Origin of the sequence: Flagellimonas alvinocaridis, assembly GCF_965248585.1 — a bacterium.
Lineage (GTDB): Bacteria > Bacteroidota > Bacteroidia > Flavobacteriales > Flavobacteriaceae > Flagellimonas > Flagellimonas alvinocaridis.
In genome coordinates this window covers 793,446-810,566 of sequence record NZ_OZ252111.1, presented here as the reverse complement: position 1 = coordinate 810,566, position 17,121 = coordinate 793,446, and the positions used below count along the sequence as shown (strand labels likewise).

The 17,121-nt window shown below is 39.9% G+C and carries 19 protein-coding genes; 8 read left to right on the top strand and 11 right to left on the bottom strand.

The genetic code is table 11. The features are described from left to right. Positions 1-43 precede the first annotated feature (43 nt). Positions 44-802, bottom strand: a complete 759-nt coding sequence (locus ACP14V_RS03610) for a hypothetical protein (RefSeq protein ID WP_136565607.1) — start codon at positions 800-802, stop codon at positions 44-46. Between the two features lie 110 nt (positions 803-912). Here ACP14V_RS03610 and rlmB point away from each other — a divergent pair, with 110 nt between their 5' ends. Next, on the top strand, positions 913-1,662 hold the full coding sequence (gene rlmB / locus ACP14V_RS03605) for a 23S rRNA (guanosine(2251)-2'-O)-methyltransferase RlmB (protein WP_136565606.1): 750 nt from the start codon (positions 913-915) through the stop codon (positions 1,660-1,662). Here the strand turns inward: rlmB and ACP14V_RS03600 are convergent. Continuing rightward, a complete protein-coding gene (locus ACP14V_RS03600) occupies positions 1,659-2,381 on the bottom strand; it encodes a rhomboid family intramembrane serine protease (protein ID WP_272609391.1) in 723 nt (240 codons plus the stop codon). The two genes, rlmB and ACP14V_RS03600, sit on opposite strands and share 4 nt — an antisense overlap. A gap of 121 nt (positions 2,382-2,502) precedes the next feature. On the opposite strand from ACP14V_RS03600, the gene ACP14V_RS03595 reads away from it, so the two are divergent. Continuing rightward, positions 2,503-3,780 (top strand): replication-associated recombination protein A, encoded by a 1,278-nt coding sequence (locus tag ACP14V_RS03595; protein WP_272609390.1) that lies wholly within the window; start codon positions 2,503-2,505, stop codon positions 3,778-3,780. Here ACP14V_RS03595 and ACP14V_RS03590 read toward each other — a convergent pair. Genes ACP14V_RS03590 through radC form a run of 6 tightly spaced genes read right to left on the bottom strand, consistent with a single transcriptional unit; the run spans position 3,777 to position 9,410 of the window. Continuing rightward, a complete protein-coding gene (locus tag ACP14V_RS03590) occupies positions 3,777-4,643 on the bottom strand; it encodes a hypothetical protein (protein WP_272609389.1) in 867 nt (288 codons plus the stop codon). The genes ACP14V_RS03595 and ACP14V_RS03590 overlap by 4 nt on opposite strands. 13 nt (positions 4,644-4,656) lie before the next feature. Further along, positions 4,657-6,114, bottom strand: coding sequence for a DUF5723 family protein (locus tag ACP14V_RS03585; protein ID WP_272609388.1), 1,458 nt, complete (start codon positions 6,112-6,114; stop codon positions 4,657-4,659). Then, complete coding sequence (locus tag ACP14V_RS03580) at positions 6,111-6,665, bottom strand: hypothetical protein (RefSeq protein ID WP_136565601.1); 555 nt, start codon at positions 6,663-6,665, stop codon at positions 6,111-6,113. Before ACP14V_RS03580 ends, ACP14V_RS03585 begins: the two co-directional genes overlap by 4 nt. 56 nt (positions 6,666-6,721) lie before the next feature. Further along, positions 6,722-7,411, bottom strand: coding sequence for a YjjG family noncanonical pyrimidine nucleotidase (locus ACP14V_RS03575; RefSeq protein WP_272609387.1), 690 nt, complete (start codon positions 7,409-7,411; stop codon positions 6,722-6,724). Beyond that, complete coding sequence (locus tag ACP14V_RS03570; RefSeq protein WP_272609386.1) at positions 7,404-8,699, bottom strand: polysaccharide deacetylase family protein; 1,296 nt, start codon at positions 8,697-8,699, stop codon at positions 7,404-7,406. The genes ACP14V_RS03575 and ACP14V_RS03570 overlap by 8 nt, the downstream gene beginning before the upstream one ends. 12 nt (positions 8,700-8,711) lie before the next feature. After that, positions 8,712-9,410, bottom strand: coding sequence for a RadC family protein (gene radC / locus ACP14V_RS03565; RefSeq protein WP_136565598.1), 699 nt, complete (start codon positions 9,408-9,410; stop codon positions 8,712-8,714). 53 nt (positions 9,411-9,463) lie between these two features. On the opposite strand from radC, the gene ACP14V_RS03560 reads away from it, so the two are divergent. The 3 genes from ACP14V_RS03560 (at position 9,464) to ACP14V_RS03550 (ending at position 11,731) form a co-directional block, all read left to right on the top strand. Next, complete coding sequence (locus tag ACP14V_RS03560; protein ID WP_272609385.1) at positions 9,464-9,913, top strand: DUF1569 domain-containing protein; 450 nt, start codon at positions 9,464-9,466, stop codon at positions 9,911-9,913. Positions 9,914-10,211: 298 nt separating this feature from the next. Then, positions 10,212-11,030, top strand: a complete 819-nt coding sequence (locus ACP14V_RS03555) for a hypothetical protein (RefSeq protein WP_272609384.1) — start codon at positions 10,212-10,214, stop codon at positions 11,028-11,030. A gap of 92 nt (positions 11,031-11,122) precedes the next feature. Further along, positions 11,123-11,731, top strand: a complete 609-nt coding sequence (locus ACP14V_RS03550; RefSeq protein ID WP_272609383.1) for a hypothetical protein — start codon at positions 11,123-11,125, stop codon at positions 11,729-11,731. Here ACP14V_RS03550 and ACP14V_RS03545 read toward each other — a convergent pair. Further along, complete coding sequence (locus ACP14V_RS03545) at positions 11,726-13,081, bottom strand: UDP-N-acetylmuramate--L-alanine ligase (RefSeq protein WP_272609382.1); 1,356 nt, start codon at positions 13,079-13,081, stop codon at positions 11,726-11,728. The genes ACP14V_RS03550 and ACP14V_RS03545 overlap by 6 nt on opposite strands. Positions 13,082-13,176: 95 nt before the next feature. Here ACP14V_RS03545 and ACP14V_RS03540 point away from each other — a divergent pair, with 95 nt between their 5' ends. From ACP14V_RS03540 to ACP14V_RS03530, 3 genes are all read left to right on the top strand, one after another. Further along, positions 13,177-13,488 carry a cupin domain-containing protein gene (locus tag ACP14V_RS03540; protein WP_272609381.1) on the top strand — a complete coding sequence of 104 codons (312 nt, stop codon included), beginning with the start codon at positions 13,177-13,179 and terminating at the stop codon, positions 13,486-13,488. Position 13,489: 1 nt separating this feature from the next. Further along, the gene (locus ACP14V_RS03535; protein WP_272609380.1) at positions 13,490-14,275 is read left to right on the top strand and encodes an SDR family oxidoreductase; all 786 of its coding nucleotides are present in this window, start codon (positions 13,490-13,492) and stop codon (positions 14,273-14,275) included. A gap of 96 nt (positions 14,276-14,371) precedes the next feature. Next, complete coding sequence (locus ACP14V_RS03530) at positions 14,372-14,749, top strand: DoxX family membrane protein (RefSeq protein WP_272609379.1); 378 nt, start codon at positions 14,372-14,374, stop codon at positions 14,747-14,749. Between the two features lie 129 nt (positions 14,750-14,878). Here the strand turns inward: ACP14V_RS03530 and ACP14V_RS03525 are convergent, their stop codons facing one another. Both ACP14V_RS03525 and ACP14V_RS03520 read right to left on the bottom strand, forming a co-directional pair. Beyond that, positions 14,879-15,604: a LytR/AlgR family response regulator transcription factor gene (locus ACP14V_RS03525; RefSeq protein WP_272609378.1), complete on the bottom strand. Its 726-nt coding sequence runs from the start codon at positions 15,602-15,604 to the stop codon at positions 14,879-14,881. Beyond that, entirely contained in the window at positions 15,601-16,659 is a 1,059-nt protein-coding gene (locus ACP14V_RS03520; RefSeq protein WP_272609377.1) for a sensor histidine kinase, read from the bottom strand. The genes ACP14V_RS03525 and ACP14V_RS03520 overlap by 4 nt, the downstream gene beginning before the upstream one ends. Positions 16,660-17,121: the final 462 nt, after the last annotated feature.

Here is a 17,121-nt window from a genome sequence, read left to right as displayed (position 1 = left end):
AAATAAAAAAGGGGCCTTAAAAGGCCCCTTTTTTATTTATTTTTTAAAGTGTATTGGCGTAATAGAACAATGTTTGCAAATCACTCTTATCATCCAAATTAATTTTATTCTTCCTTACAAAAGATTTTATTTTGGGTCTATCTTCATCATCAAACATGCCCAACACATCCTTAGCATTTCCATCAATTTCCACTACTACATCTCCATCTTCCTTGCCAAAATAATAATCAACCTGGGTAATGAATTTTGAGTTGGTTGGCAATGTCAATGAAGTCGGCGCAATCTTTCCTTCCAAAAAGAGTTTTGATTTTCTAACAAACAACCAATATTTACCACTATTTACCAAATTAGTAACATACCCTTGCTTAACCTCTCCATTTGCGTTCTTTAATCTATGGTAAAGAACCTTCTTACTATCTACAATACAAAAGAGCTTTTCACTCTTTAATAAAGCTCCATATTCTTCCTCATCCAGCAAGGTCTTTTTAATCTGTATTTCATCTGCAAATCCGTCGTACCTCAAAAAGGAAGTCCCCATATAACCATTATCGTAGTATATATCCCCTTGCTTAAAGCTCTCATCAAAATAAGCAGACCCTTCAATGGTTTTGTAGGAATCATGGTTGGTATTTCTCTTGGTATGATCCTCCAACTTCCTATAAAACTCATCCAATCCACGAATGCGCCCCTGTTGACCACTTACCGCTGCCGAACCCATTCCTGGCCTTTGTGCAAAAACAAAACTTGTAAACACAAAAGGGCAAATAAAAACCATTATTTTTACCATTTCTTTTTTTATCATGCTTCTATATTTTAACTGATTTAAGGTAAGTAATTTACTAATTTTAACCCAATTGCAAAAAAATCACTGGGCTTTAAGATTATATTTTTTCTGACAAAACTGATACTATTTTGAACAAACACAATTCTTCACATATATACGGAATACGAAGCATACTGGAAGCCATAATTGCAGAGCAGCCCATAAACAAGATATTTCTTCAAAAAGGACTTAAGGGAGAACTTTTCATGGAGCTGGAAAGCGCCATTCGAAAAAATGGCATCAGTGTATCTTACGTACCCATAGAAAAACTAAATCGCCTTACCCGAAATAATCACCAAGGCGCTGTGGCCCAGATTTCCCCGGTAAAATTCCATGTTTTTGAAACGTTGATAGAAAGTGTTCTGGCCAGCGAGAAAAACCCTCTTTTTTTGCTTCTGGACCAAGTATCGGATGTTCGAAACTTTGGTGCCATTATCAGAACAGCGGAGTGTTGTGGGGTACACGGTATCATTATCCCAAAAAATGGAGCGGCACCAGTAACGGATGACACCGTAAAAACATCAGCTGGGGCAGCATTTACTGTACCCATGGCTAAAGTAGATCATCTAAAAGATGCTCTGTTCTATTTACAATCTTCAGGTATTCAAGTAGTGGCAGCCACAGAAAAAGCCGAAGATGACATCTATGCCGTGGATTTTAACCAACCCTCTGCCGTTATCATGGGGTCCGAAGACAAGGGTATTTCTCCTTCCATACTCAACATGGTAGACTACAGGGCCAAGCTTCCCCTCATGGGCAACATTGGCTCTTTAAATGTCTCTGTGGCATGTGGCGTGTTCCTTTACGAAGCGGTCAGGCAAAGGATAAACCAAATCTAAGCATCGCTGTCCTTTTTGTAGTGATATTTAATATTGATTTGCTCCTCTGATTCCGGTTCCATTTCAATAAAGTTCCCGTCCTCGTCAAAGTGTCTTAGGAAAGGGTCATCCGCTTCCTTATAATCTTCCTTTTCCCAATCGTATTTTTTTTCAATGGGAAGCCGAACCCTTATAGCCAATGCCAAGATAAATCCAGTAAGAAATCCGGCCAAATGTCCTTCCCAAGAAATATTCTCTTTTACTGGAAAAATATACCAAATCATACTCCCGTAGATGAATACCACCACCAACGAAAGGGCCACCAACCTAAAATGCTTGGCTAAAATACCCTTAAAAAAAATGAAACTTGCCAATACATAAATAAGCCCACTGGCACCAATATGATAAGATGGTCTTGCAATCAACCAGGTGATCAACCCAGACATGAGGGTGCCAAAAATCAAAATTCTAAGGGCAGACTCCCTATAAAAATAAAAAAGGAAGGCCGTTAAAATAGCCAAGGGAAAGGTGTTATTGTACAAATGCTCCACGGAACCATGTATAAATGGACTGAACAAAACGCCTCTTAAACCAGAAAGCCTTCTGGGGTAAATACCAAATTCATTAAAGTTGACCCCAAATTGAACCTCAACCCAAAATACGGCCCAAATGGATAGCACAGCCATTAAGGGAGCCAAAAGGACTCCGTCTGAAAACCTAAAATCATCGTCACCTTTCATAAAAAAGAAAACACAATTTTCTAACCATACCCTCAATTTACACAAATTGTCATGCTATTAAAATAAACCCAATGCCAAAGAGTCCTATATCTCCGTATAAATTTGTTTTATTTTTACGGTTATGAACGAACCCTTGGCAGAACGGATACGCCCAAAAAGTTTGGAAGACTATATCAGTCAGCAACACTTGATTGGCCGCAACGGCTCCCTGACCAATCAAATCAAAAACGGGGTAATCCCTTCCTTGATTTTTTGGGGACCTCCAGGAACAGGAAAAACCACTTTGGCCAATATTATTGCCCATGAAAGCCAACGCCCATTCTATACATTGAGTGCAATAAGCAGTGGGGTCAAGGACGTGCGCGAGGTTATTGAAAAAGCAAAGCAAAGCGGAGGGTTGTTTACATCCAAAAACCCTATTCTGTTCATTGATGAAATACATCGTTTCAGTAAATCGCAACAAGATTCTTTGCTTGGAGCTGTTGAAAAAGGTTGGGTCACCCTTATTGGTGCCACTACCGAAAACCCGAGTTTTGAGGTAATTCCCGCTCTTTTATCACGCTGCCAGGTTTATGTCCTGAATTCTTTTGGAAAAGAAGATTTGGAAGCACTCTTGGACAGGGCCATGACTACTGACTCCAATCTAAAGAAGAAAAAGATAGAACTCAAGGAAACTGAGGCTTTACTACGCCTATCCGGTGGAGACGGTAGAAAATTGTTGAACATTTTTGAACTCATCGTTAATTCGGAGGCGCAGGAAAAAGTTGTGATCACCAACGAATTGGTACTCAATAAGGTTCAAAAAAACACCGTTCTCTACGACAAGACAGGAGAACAGCACTATGATATCATTTCGGCATTTATCAAGTCCATTCGTGGAAGTGACCCCAACGCTGCCGTGTACTGGCTGGCCCGCATGATTGAAGGAGGTGAAGACGTAAAGTTTATTGCCCGGCGTATGGTTATTTTGGCATCAGAAGATATTGGAAACGCCAACCCGACCGCTCTTGTCATGGCCAATACTACATTTCAGGCAGTGAATACCATTGGCCATCCCGAAGCCCGAATCATTTTAAGTCAATGTGCCACCTATTTGGCAAGTTCTCCAAAAAGTAATTCAAGTTATATGGCCATCAACCTTGCACAACAGAAGGTAAGGGAGACGGGCGACCTATCCGTTCCCATGGCCATACGAAATGCACCCACCAAGCTAATGAAGGATTTAGGGTATGGAAAAGGATACGGCTATGCACATGACCACAAAGACAGTTTTGTTGACCTTGAGTTTCTTCCAGATGAAATTTCTGGAACCTCATTTTATCAACCTGGCAATAATGCCAGAGAGAATGCCATGCGTGAATTTTTAAAGAAGCGCTGGAAAGATAAATATGGATTTTAAAATTTGATTTGGAGTTCCTGAAGTTTTTTGGCCCCGTTCTCTGAATGTTCCAAGAACCATTTTTCTTCTTTTTTGAAGACCACTCCATTACTTCCTTGGTAGTTCACCAAAAAAACATCTGGGATTGAAGTTTCTTCCAATTTAAGCACCACTTTTGGGGTACTGTCCACCAACTGGTAACCATTCTCAATGGGTTGCGCATACAAAACTTCGGAAGGCAATAGCTGTGCATTTTGCTGCTCCTGCGCCTTTACCATATTGGAAGGCTTGGGCTCCAAACTTTTATAGCTCTGGTTTTCAGGTGTGGCCTCTTGCTGAACCAGCTTGGGCGACTCTGACACCTCTGGCTCTTCAACTTCGTCTACCGACTGGATATCGTTTTTAAAACTTACGGTAATGGGTTCTTCCCGTACTTCTTTTTTCGCTTCCTTTTTGGGAACATAGTGATAATCCATCCCATCAAATGACACAAGAGCCTTCTCCATGGCATCCCTGTAGGCCGGAACGTACTCTTTTATTTTACTCCTCCCCTCTACAGTCCTGAATATTTCTTTGGATTGACAATCTGTAAATACGACCGCTAATTTTGTTGAAAACAAGCTAGACTCATCAAGGAGGTCTGCATTAAGCCCTAAGCACCTATTATTTGCCAAGTCCTCGGGCAATGCGTCATTATACACCACTGTAAATCCTTTTTGGGTTAAAAGGTATTTCATGACTGTACTGGTCTGATACTGGTTTTCAGACTTTAATGCGCTAAAGCTCTTGGGAACAATAATGTATTTATAGTTGTTCAGTTGTGCGTTCATTAAATTGCTTGCCCCAAAGGCAAACACCAATATGTACAAGACTTTTAGTTTCATATAGTGTATATGCTCAATTATTGTTCCAAGATATAATATTAAATCCAAATTGTAAAGAAGCATAGTGACTATCGGCAACGTTCCGGTAACTCAACAGGTTGTCTCCCATGATATAAAAATTCAGAGGACCTGCTTGAAGATTAAGGCCTAAGCCAACATTTGTCCATGAATATTTGTCAACCGTGTAGGTCCCCTTAAGTGACAAAACCCTTCCGAACCTCCTTTGGTAAAATCCGGTTAATGCATATTGAATTTCCCGTGGTCTTTTTATCATAAAAAGTTGCCCTCCAATACTATTTCTATAAAAACCCTCAGTTTTTCTTCCTTGCTGGTTGACCGCACAACCACAATTTTCAAAGCTAGACTCTCCCCCCTCCCCGAAATCATACCGAATTGAACCGTAAACTTTTATCGGCCTTAAGGAAATATACTTTGATTCATTTTCTTCATAAGGCAGGGATTCTTCTATATCGTCCACCAATTCTTGCCAAAGGTCATTATTTACATTGTTGATGTCTTCCGGCAAGAAAACTGTTATACCTTCGGTACTTGCATTCCCTCTAAGCGTATAATTCTTAACATCTTTCGAGTTGTTCATAAAACCAATATCCAGCATACTTCCGGTAATGGTCAGTTGTGGGTCTGGATTATAGCTAAAGCCCAGATCCATTCCTAAACCTAGATTACCTCCCAAAAATGCTCTCTTTGAAAAAAGCTTGGTCAACTCTTTCCCTTCACCAGACTCATTCTCATCCAGAATATCGAAGACAGATTCTATTCCTGCCGTCTGCAATTGCATATCAGCCACAATGGAACTCACATAAATATTGTTTTGCCCTTGGGTGGTAATAAAAGACCCGGTATTTTGTATGGATTGGAACTGATACACGCCCGAGTACAACTTGGCCCGAGCACCCACGGTCAATACATTGCTTAATTTCCTATTGATGCCAAAATGGAAGACACTGGCCATTTCCCCTCTCAAGCTCAAATCTCCCAAATCAAAACTTCTTCCAATATTGTTCCCACCATTGCCCTCAAAGGCCAACAAAGCCAAATCCTTGGGCCAATACACAACAACATCATTCTCCAAATACATTCCAAAACTGTAGTAATCATCCGGTCTGTCACGTCCCCTAAAACCAAGATTCAGTAATTCAATCTGGACGGTTGAGCTAAAATCATCCCTCCTCGTCATGGCATCCAACACACGCTCCCTTACCTTAGTGGTAAAATCTATCCCATCGTTTGCAAATAAATCGTTAACGGTAACACCGCTTGTTCCCGCCTGAAGAGACAATCCGGAAAGCACTGGAATCCCAGCATGCCATTTTTCACTGGTCTTCACTCCGGGATTTAGCATCAAAGATTGTGGAATCTCATAAAAATCGTAAAGTATTTGCTTGTTTTGGCCATACAGGTAACCAACTCCCATCAAAATAAAAGTACAGAACAACCGCTTTAACCTCATTTCAATTGGAATAAGAATTCTGCTGCGGTCCGCAAGATTACTTTGGGTTCTGGGTCGGAAGATATGCTTGTGGAGTCACTTAAGTTGCTTGCCGCAACCCGAATGCTCGATGTTTCCCTTAAGATATTTAGATTTTTTCCGGTAGGTCCATAATCTACCTCCCGCATAAAAGTTGTTGGTTGATTTGGTTGAACATCGAATGATTCCACATCCAACACATTATTTGCTGCATCCAAAAACTCAATGGTAATGGCCAATTGCTTGCTAGTGGTGTTGTCAATTTCATAGAAAAGCGTGCCCTCCAAAAGGTTTTCAGATACAAATTGCTCATTGAAAGCATCAAAATTGATAGTTTGAACGTAAAAATTCCCTAGCCCACCAACTGCATTAATAGTGGCTTCATCCGACTCTAAATAAATAAGACTTGAAGCTACTAGAGGGGTTATCTGAAGGTCATTGAACTGATTAAAATCCTGCTCCTCTGTACAAGAACAAAATATCAGTGGAACTAAAATAAATGCCAAAAGTAAACGGCCAAGGAATCCTTTCATAGATCAAAAACATTTTCATATAGAACAATGGGGGCTTGCCGCACCCTACCATAACTCTATAAAATGCTTTTTATTTCAATGAGATTGTTAATTGTATGGCATTCGCCGTGGTCAGATTCTTTGTTGGAATTAAAGTGCAATACCTGCATCCTTGCTGTTTTCGCCCCAAGGATATCAGCCTCAAAACTATCCCCAATCATTAGGGTGTGAACGGGATCAACATTGGCCTTGTTCAGTGCCAACTCAAAAATATAGGGATGCGGTTTCTTTACCCCAGCCATTTCTGAATTAATAATTTGATCAAAAAAGTGATGAATATTGCTTCCCTTAAGTTTTTTCTCTTGAACTTCCTGAAAACCATTTGTAATGATGTGCAATCTATACTTGGGCAATAAATACTCCAAAATCGTAACTGTATTGGGCATAAGATGGGTAAACGAAGGAAGGTGGGCTATGTATTCAAGCGACAAGTCATGGATGAGATTATCTGAAACGGTTGTCCCAACGGCATCAAATGTTCGTCTTAATCTTTGAAAACGCAACTCAGATTTTTCAATTCTATTTTCACGATAGAGCTTCCAATACTCTAGGTTGATGGGAACATAAACCTCTAAAAAATCTTCCAGTTTCACCGATACATTGTTTTCTTGGAAAATCTTTTCGAAAGTAAGGGCCGAATTCTTTTCAAAGTCCCATAAGGTATGGTCCAAATCAAAGAATACATCAGTAATTGGGTGTTCAAACATAATATCGTCTCAAAAAGGATTGATACATTTCCATCCAATCGATTTTATGATCGGACCCTAACAGTTCATTGGAAAAAACTATGACCAAATTTCCATTCACTTGCTTTACCCATTGATACACCTTGTCCATTTTATCAAAAACCTCCTCTTTGTTGCCATAATTCATCAAGGCATAATCGTGTACCGTAAACGGGTGTACTTTTAAGGGTTGACGCACTTCCATGTTGATATCATAAAAGTGAAAGGGAGTACAGGTTCCCGCCCTAAAACCAATCTCATGGGTATATCCCATGGAAAAATCATCTGTAAACTCAGTTTCAACAAGATTTCTGTAGGTTGTGGGCACACTTACCCTATTATACCGGAGCCTAGAATAGTTGATGGGTTTGTTGATTAGATTTCCCAATTGTTTCTTTTCCTCTTTCAATACAGATTTATTGGTTGAGGACAGAAACGATGTGCTCAATGAGACCACACTATAATCTGCCACCGACTTTATTAGATATCTAAACTTATTGTTATTGGGAGATATGTTTTTGTCATGGGCAGAATGCTTGGCAAATTGAAAAAAGAACATAGTCCTGATGGGCAGTTTCTTGTGGATTTCCACCAATTCATAAAAATTATCATAGGGATCTTTGCTGAACCCAAGCAATACCGAAAAGCGTTTAACAATGTTTTTCAGTCTAAAACTACCCAAATCTATAAACACACCTCCAAGACTCCTCACAAAACCACGCATGGCATAACAGTGCGAAGTGGTCACATTTATAATCGATGTGAAACTATATGACCGCTCACTTGCACCAATATCTGGAAATCTTTCTTTTAGGGCATCAAGCAACTTATAGGCCCATAAATCCACCACGGGGAGTTCCAAAAAATTGTTCTGATAGGCCAAGCTTTCCTTTACCGGAAACCTTCCCACACTATCCTTTACATGGGGTAAGTATTCCTCATACCTGCTCAAAAGAAAGAAACTGGCCGAGAAAATATCGAAGGGGATTGAGCTTTTTTCCCCGGATGAAAAAAAACAGGGCACTCCATCCCATTCTGAAACCTTGATTTCCAAGTCATTGATTCCTTGTTCAAAAAGAAGGTCATTGCTTCTTATGAAAAACTCGTTCTGTAAGGGTTGTTTGGAATAGGTAATCTTAGGACCAGAGTGTTTAATAAAATCTTCCACTTTGGTCGTGAATGAGATATCTATCCCCAATATCTTTTCAAATACCTGCCTTGCCGTATAGGTAAGTCTGTTGGTAACTTTATGGGTGAATATCAATAACATGTATTGCAATGATTACAAAATTCCTTGATCGGCAAAACTAAAATAGTGATGTTGTGCCAAAACCAGATGATCCAACACCTTAATATCCAAGGCCTCTGAAGCCTTTCTTAACTTTTGAGTAATCTCTTTGTCCGCTGCACTGGGTTTCAATGTTCCAGACGGATGGTTATGGGCCAAAATAATCCCTACAGCCCCAAGTTCCAAGGCTTGCTTTAGTACCAGCCGTACATCTACCAAGGTTCCGGTTATACCCCCTTTGCTCAATTGGGACTTTTGAATGACCTTGTTTGAATTGTTGAGGTACACAATCCAGAACTCCTCATGCTGTAACTCTCCCATTAGTGGGTAAAGTAGTTCAAAAGCATCCCTACTTCCCGAAATTTTGGTAATCTTCGTTGTATCCTGCATTCTTCTTCGCCTACCCACTTCCAAAGCGGCTGCAATGGTAACAGCTTTGGCTTCGCCTATGCCTTTGAACTTCATCAATTGGTTTACCGAAAGCTTTCCCATTTCGCTCAAATTATGGTCAACGGAGGCCAATATCCGTTTAGATAATTCCACCGCACTCTCATTTCTGTTTCCAGAACCTATGAGAATGGCAACCAACTCTGCATCTGACAAAACAAAACTGCCCTTGTGCCTCAATTTTTCCCTGGGCTTGTCATCATCCGCCCAATTTTTGATTGATAAGGAAACCATTTTTTCTTGCATCCTCTAAAGATAGGAGATTAAATTTATGTAATTTTCAAGGTAAATAGTACACTATGAAATCTTTGTTCAACACTGAGGTCCATGCTGAAATCTTATCTCGAATAAATCAACTTTCCGAGTCCACCCAGAGGCAATGGGGCAAAATGGAGGTTGGACAAATGTTGCACCATTGTCAGTTTCCCCTAAAAGTGGCTTTGGGTAAACTTACAATAAAAAAACCTAATCCTTTTATGAAATTAATTTACAGCGGTTTTAAAAAAAGCATGTACAGCGATAAACTTTGGAAACATAATTTACCAACCGCCCCTGGATTTGTGGTTACTGAGCCAAAAGAATTTGTTCAAGAAAAGGAAAAGCTGGTAAACCTGGTCAATGATTTTTATGGTGAAAGAGAAAAAGAAGTATGGGGCAGACACCCTGCCTTTGGAGACCTTACCAACGAACAATGGGGACAAATGCAGTACAAACATTTGGACCACCATTTACGGCAATTTGGGGTATAGTATAATCCCTTATTAGTTTTTGATTATTTATCTATTATATTAGCGCCCTCGCAGCAAAGTATAACCCCTTTTTTTAATACGCATCCGTTACGGACATTGGTGCAATCTTTTTAGATTCCATCACTGCCCGATACAACGTCTTGCGTATGATTAAATCTAAATTGGGTTAAAGCAGGGCCAACCTTCCAATATCGAATTGATTCCCAACGAAATCAAAGAAAATGGAATTCGAGTAGCGTTATGGGCGCACGGTTGAAAATCGAAAAGAGTAAACCCCAAAATCTTTAAATTAATTGAAATGAAATATCTTTTAAAATTAACCTATATCTTGGCGCTATGCCTTTCTACAATTTCCTGCAATGAAAAGGGGAACGAGCTGCTAGCAGATGCTTCAATCACTGCAACACCACTCAATTCCAAAAATCCTGTGAACCCCTTTATCGCTCAGGCCAACCCTAATAATCCTTATGACTTTGTGGGCGCATTGCACAACGAGATTATGCTGGATTTTCTGAATACATATTCCAATCAAGAGCTGAGTATTCAGCAAACTTGTGATATAGCCTTACAACTTGCCAACTCCAATGAAAATTTTGTGGAAACTGTTGGGACTGTAACCAGCAACATTAATGCAGCGGACATTGAGGAAGGAATCGCTGATTTCGAAAATAATTTTCATGGTATTATTGAAGCCCAAAATATTTCAACCGAAGCAAAAACAGCTTTGAAAGGCGTGGTGGATCATTTGTTTGAGCTGGCTTACTCAGATTTGGAAAACGCACCCGATCAAGAAGGTATAGAGGCTTATTTACTCAACTTTGAAAACCAGGTAGTTGCCGAAGAATCCTATTCTCAAACCGATAGTCAGATGTTGCTTTCAGCATCAGCTACTGCCAGATATTCCACTGCGCTATGGTATAACTATTATGGCCCTAAAACTGTAAACAATCCAGAAGGCGGAAAGGCCAAAATAAAATGGTGGGGATGGGTTGTAGTTGGAGTATCGGATTTGGCAGGTGCCGTCATAGGAGGTGAAGGAGGCCCAGCTGGCGCCATCCTTGGAGGAGTCTCTGCCAGCAAGACTGCCCATAGTTTTGTCAAGGATTTACAAGATTAACCTTTAACAAAAAGGGTCGTACACGTGCGACCCTTTTGCCGTTCACACTTCAACTTCACTATTGTTGATATCCATACAAAAATCACATTGAAATGTACTTTTTCAAACCCAAAGCGCTACTATTTGGCCTTCTACTTTTCTCTTTCTTTGGATGTACTAAAAAGGATTTTGAAGGAAAAATATATATCGTTGCCAGAAATTCAGACTCCAAAGAAGGTAATCTTGTTTTAAAATACAACCGTCACAAAGAAAAAATCTCCCATATTGGTATCGCCTTTCAATCTAGTATGGATGCCAAGGTGTATCATATAAGCTATGATAGTTTAAACCATAGAAATTCTTCATTGATTGAAGAAAAACTATCAGATTTTTGGAACTCACCGAACCCCATAGATAACTCTGCCTGGAGTATTGATATTGGACAAGAAGAGTATGTAAGAGCCAGAGTGTTTATTGATTACATACAGGATATGAGAATTCATTTTGATTTTAATCCCAATACCAAAAACGGGTTGTATTGTTCTGAGTTTGTATATCGCGCATTAATGTATGCCAACCCCAATAAGTTTGCAACTGAACCAAAATGCAAAAAACTCAATCCGTTTGAGCAGATGATCGTTGGCATCGATTCGATGTGTTTTTATTCAACCGATTTTTTCCTAGATCTCCCGGGGATTGAAAAAGTAGAATCCTCTCTATAAGATTTTTTCCTTTAACAATTCAAAATCCAATCCTCCGTAATCCCCCGAACTCATCAGAAGCAATACTGAATCAGAAAAATTCAGGTCATAAAGGTACTCTTGAAAAGAATTGGAATCTGTAAAAATGTTGACATCACTCCTATTTAGGGCCTTACCTATTTGCTCAGCAGTCACTTCTTCCAGCCCTTTGATCTTAACCGTCTCTGGGTCGTAAAATACCACTGCTTCATCCGCTGCATCCAAAGCCCCATCATACTCCTTAAGGAATTCGGCATTTAAACTACTATAGGTATGCAACTCCAAACAAGCAATCAATCTTTGTCTTGGATACTGCTCCCTAACCGCCATGGTTGTTGCCTTTACCTTGCTGGGCGCATGCGCAAAATCCTTAAAAACAACGCTATTGGTTCCTTGTGCCATTTTTTGCAACCGCTTTGCAGCACCTTTAAAAGAGGCTATGGCCTCATAAAAGTCAGCCTCATCCACGCCCATTTGTTGGCAAATCCATTTGGCACCTGCCAAATTGTTCAAATTATGTGCTCCAAATATTTCCAAAGGCATATCCCCCTCTGGTGTTTCGAGCATGGTTACACCTTCCAAAATAGTATGATCGGGAGTAGTGTACGGAAATTTACGGATAGTATTCTCTGAAGCTTCTACTATTCCTTTAAGCGTTTCATCTTCAATATTATAGGTTATACTGCCACCGTTCACGATGCTATCCACAAATATTTGGAATTGCTCCACATAAGTATCAAAAGTGGTAAACACGTTGATATGATCCCAAGCAATCCCACTCAAAAGGGCAATATTTGGTTTGTACAAATGAAACTTTGGTCTTCGATCTATAGCAGATGAAAGGTATTCGTCCCCTTCCAAAACAATAAACTCATTGGTTTCGGTTAGGTGAACCATACGATCAAAACCATCTAATTGAGCTCCAACCATATAATCCACTTCAATATCGTGGTACTGGAGCACATGCAAAATCATGGAAGTAATCGTGGTCTTGCCATGACTCCCCCCTATCACAACCCGAGTCTTGTATTTTGACCTTTCGTATAAATACTCAGGATAGGAATAAATTTTCAATCCCAGTTCCTGGGCTTTAAGCAGCTCGGGGTTGTCTTTTTTGGCATGCATTCCCAGAATAACAGCATCCAATTGACCATGGATTTTATCTGGAAACCAACCGAATTCTTCTGGTAATAAACCCTGTGCTTTCAACCTACTTTTGGAGGGTTCATAAATGATATCGTCACTTCCCGTGATGACATCCCCGGTTTCCTTCAACGCCAAGGCCAAATTGTGCATGGCACTACCTCCAATAGCTATAAAATGTATTCGCATCAAATCAATTTAACATTCAAAAATAGCCATTGATAAAGTCAATACAAACAATCAAGTCACCTTATTAATTTCTATCTTGAGGAAAAATTGAAAAGATGAACCTATCCAAAATCCGATCCAAAGAAATTATGCCAGGATACCATGGAAAATTAGTGCATGGCAATGCCATATCATGGGCCTTTTGGAATGTTGAAAAAGATGCCATTGTTCCGGAACACCAACATATACATGAACAGATTATGCATGTAGTGGAAGGAGAATTTGAGTTCACTCTTAACGGGGATACAAAGGTCTATTACCCTGGGGATGTGGTCGTAATCCCATCCAATATACCCCACAGTGGCAGAGCACTCACCTCTTGCAAATTAATGGATGTCTTTAGCCCGGTTCGGGAAGAATACAAATAAAATGAACATAACACTAAAAGGAAAAACCGCCCTTGTTGGTGGTAGCAGTAAAGGAATTGGCAAGGCCATTGCACTTCAGTTGGCTGCCAGTGGGGCAAGTGTAACCGTAATGGCCCGGAATGAAAATGACCTTAAAACCGTTGTTTCCCAAATGGATACAACACAAGGGCAAAAACACAGCTATTTGTTGGTGGATTTCTCCAATTTCACCTCTTTCAGTAAGATAATCACCCAATTTTTCAAAGAAAATAAGGTAGATATCTTGGTCAATAACACCCAAGGGCCAGAAGGAGGCGGAGCTTTGGAAAAAAAGGTGACCGATTACCAACAGGCCTTTGACCTACTCTTTAAATCTGTGGTCCTTACCACAGAACTGGCTTTACAACATATGCAGGAAAACCAATGGGGCAGAATCATCAATGTGGCTTCCATTTCAGTAAAGGAACCTCTTAATTACCTTGCACTTTCCAATTCCATTAGGGCCGCTGTGGTAACATGGGCCAAAAGCTTGTCCGTGGATGTTGGGAAAGACAATATAACCGTGAACAATGTGCTTACTGGATATTTTGACACCGATAGGATTGCCTCATTGAACGCCAAAAAAGCCGAAAAAATGGGAGTTTCCCAAGAAGACGTTCGAGGAGAAATGGAAGCAAGGGTTCCTGCAGGGCGAATTGGCAATCCAGAAGAGTATGGTTTTTTAGTGACCTTTTTGGCATCGGACAAAGCTGCCTATATCAACGGGACCAACATTCCTATTGATGGCGGTCTTTTAAAATCCTCATGAGAAAATTTTTATTTATAACAAAATATTTTTCGTGTTAAATTATCATATGCGTAATTTTTAGCTACTTTTATTGTTCAACCAATAAAAAGCAAACCTATGAATTCAAAAGTTTTTTTGGTAGTTCGAATACTTTTAGGGCTTTTCATCTTAGTATTCGGGCTTAACAAGTTCCTCAATTTTATGCCGCCACCAGGCGAAATGCCCGAAGCAGTAATGAACTATTTTGGTGCGGTTTCGTCAACCCATACCATTAAATTGGTGGCCATTGTTGAAATTTTGGCCGGCCTTGCCTTTATTCTTAACAAATATGGAGCACTTATGGCTGTGATATTGATGAGCGTATCTGTCAATGCCGTACTCTTCCATGCTACTTTGGCCCCTGCTGGCATAGGACCTGCATTGGGTCTTTTGATCTTGAATATTTTGGTGTTGATCGGCTATAAGGATAGGTATAAAGACCTTCTACGGCCTTAATACGTAATTTGTCATATCGAGCGGAGTTGAGGCACATTGCCCAAACCCTGATTCCTAGGACTCTCAGCTCCGCTTGAAATGCCATTCCCTACCACTTCCATAAAAATGGAATTTCTGCTCGCTTTCTGATTATAAACTCATACGGTCTTTAAAAATATAGGATTGCCTTCGGGAAACTTCCACTTCGTCTCCATTCTGCATGGTAAGTTTAAGTTTACCATTAAACCAAGGCACTACATTTTTAATGAAATTGGTATTTACTATTTGTTGCCGATTAGCTCTAAAAAAAGACTCTTCGGGAAGCTTTTCCTCTACTTGGTTCAACGATTTGTACAACAATGGTTTTTTATCCTCAAAAAAAACGCGGGTATAATTCCCCACAATCTCAAAATGGGAAATATCCCCAATCTTCACCAACCAACATGAGTCGCCATCCTTGATGAAAATCTGACTGTTTCTGGTCAGTTTTTTTGAATTTCCCATTCCTTCTTGAACCGACTCCAATTTTCCCCTTACTTTCTCCATGGCCATACCAAAGCGTTTTTCGCTTACGGGTTTCAACAAATAATCCAAGGCGTTGTACTCAAACGATTTTATGGCATATTCATCAAAAGCCGTAGTGAAAATGGTAATGGGGACTTCATCCAGCATCTCCAAAAGTTCAAAACCGTCCTTTTCGGGCATGTTGATGTCCAAGAACAAAAGGTCGGGTAAGGTACTTTGGATAAGATCAAACCCTGCATCAACATTTTCAGCTTCACCAAGGAGTTCTATGTCATCATATTTTTTGATGAGCTCCTTCAATTCATTTCGGGCCAATCTGGAGTCTTCAACAATGACTGCTTTAATTTTCATGCCAATGGTATTTTTATGGTGGCCACCACCTCGTTTGAAATTTCATTCAAATTAAAGGAAGCTCTATCGGCGTACAGTAGATTTAAACGCTGTTGAATATTTTTTAAACCCAGTTGGGTAGAATCTTCAGCAATTTTTAGTTTGCCCGTATTCCGGACCTCTATCCCCAGATGTTCTTTTTCTTTTTTGATATTCAACTTTATGACCCCTCCTTTTTTAAGGTTGGAAATACCGTGCTTGATGGCATTCTCCACCAATAGTTGTATGACCATGGGCGGAATCTGCAAATCCAACGTGTCATCCTCCAAATTTTTAAAGAATTCCAAGCGGTTTTCAAACTGAATTTTGGATAGGTCGATATAATTATCCACCATTTCCAATTCTTCCCGTACAGAAATGGCATTGCTACTGTTCTGCGTAAGTGAGAATCGTAAAATTTCGGAAAGCTTGGTGAGCATCTCCCGGGATTTTTCCACATCTTCCAACATCAATCCCCTGATATTGTTAAGGCTATTGAACATAAAGTGAGGATTTATCTGGCCCTTCAGGGTGTTCAGTTGTGCTTGTTTTAGATGCGTGTTCAGTTCTAAACGCTCTATTCGGTCCCGATTAAGTTTAAGGAGCAACTTGATCACCAAATAGGTCACCGTCCACGCTCCAATAAGAAACAGGGAATTGAGCACCTGTATCCCTACATTGTCGTGATACTTGAACATTTGGAGTTCTGAAGGTGTCAATGCCGGGCCAAACTCAACATATACATATCCAAAAATAAAGTTCAGGACAGCAAACAACAAGGATGCGAATAGAAAGGAAACTAAAACCTTTATGAGCTCCTTGATCCCGAAGCCATCAAACCGTATAGCTCTTTTTAGGTACAGCCGTAACAAAAAAGTTACCGCAACACCAAGCACTGTGCCCATAATCACCGAATAGATGAGCAGGGATATGCTAATCTGTTTTACCACAAAAACAGAGATTAGATTGATAAATCCCCAGCCCAGAATCTGTAGGATCCAAAAAGCATACTCTTGTTTTTTATTGCTCAATTCCATGAATGCCATCAACGGTATCCCAAATATACTTTAAGGAGTTTAACCCAATGGAATCCAATTTACTGATTTTGTGTTTGCTTTTTCCAGAAAGGCCTGCAACAGGTCCTGCTGGGAGAAAGAAAGGCCATCAAAGCCAAATATATTCCCATGTAAAAGAATACAAAATACGTATCATATTCCCAACCATTGAATTTCCCATAAGCCCCTATCGAAATACTTATTATTCCCATGATTAAAACGACTTTCTGCGTTGTACTCAATTTTCTCATTGTTTAGATTTAAAGGTTGGCAAACTGTTTTTACAAGAAGATATCCACCAACAAGGTTATCATCAATCGTACAAGTGCTATCATTACTTTCGGTTTTGGAATTTTGTACAAGGCTAAAATACAGGGCTTTCCATTCAGGTGCACCTGAATTATGGGCAGTGGTAAAAAAGACACAGTGAACGGCAACCATAAC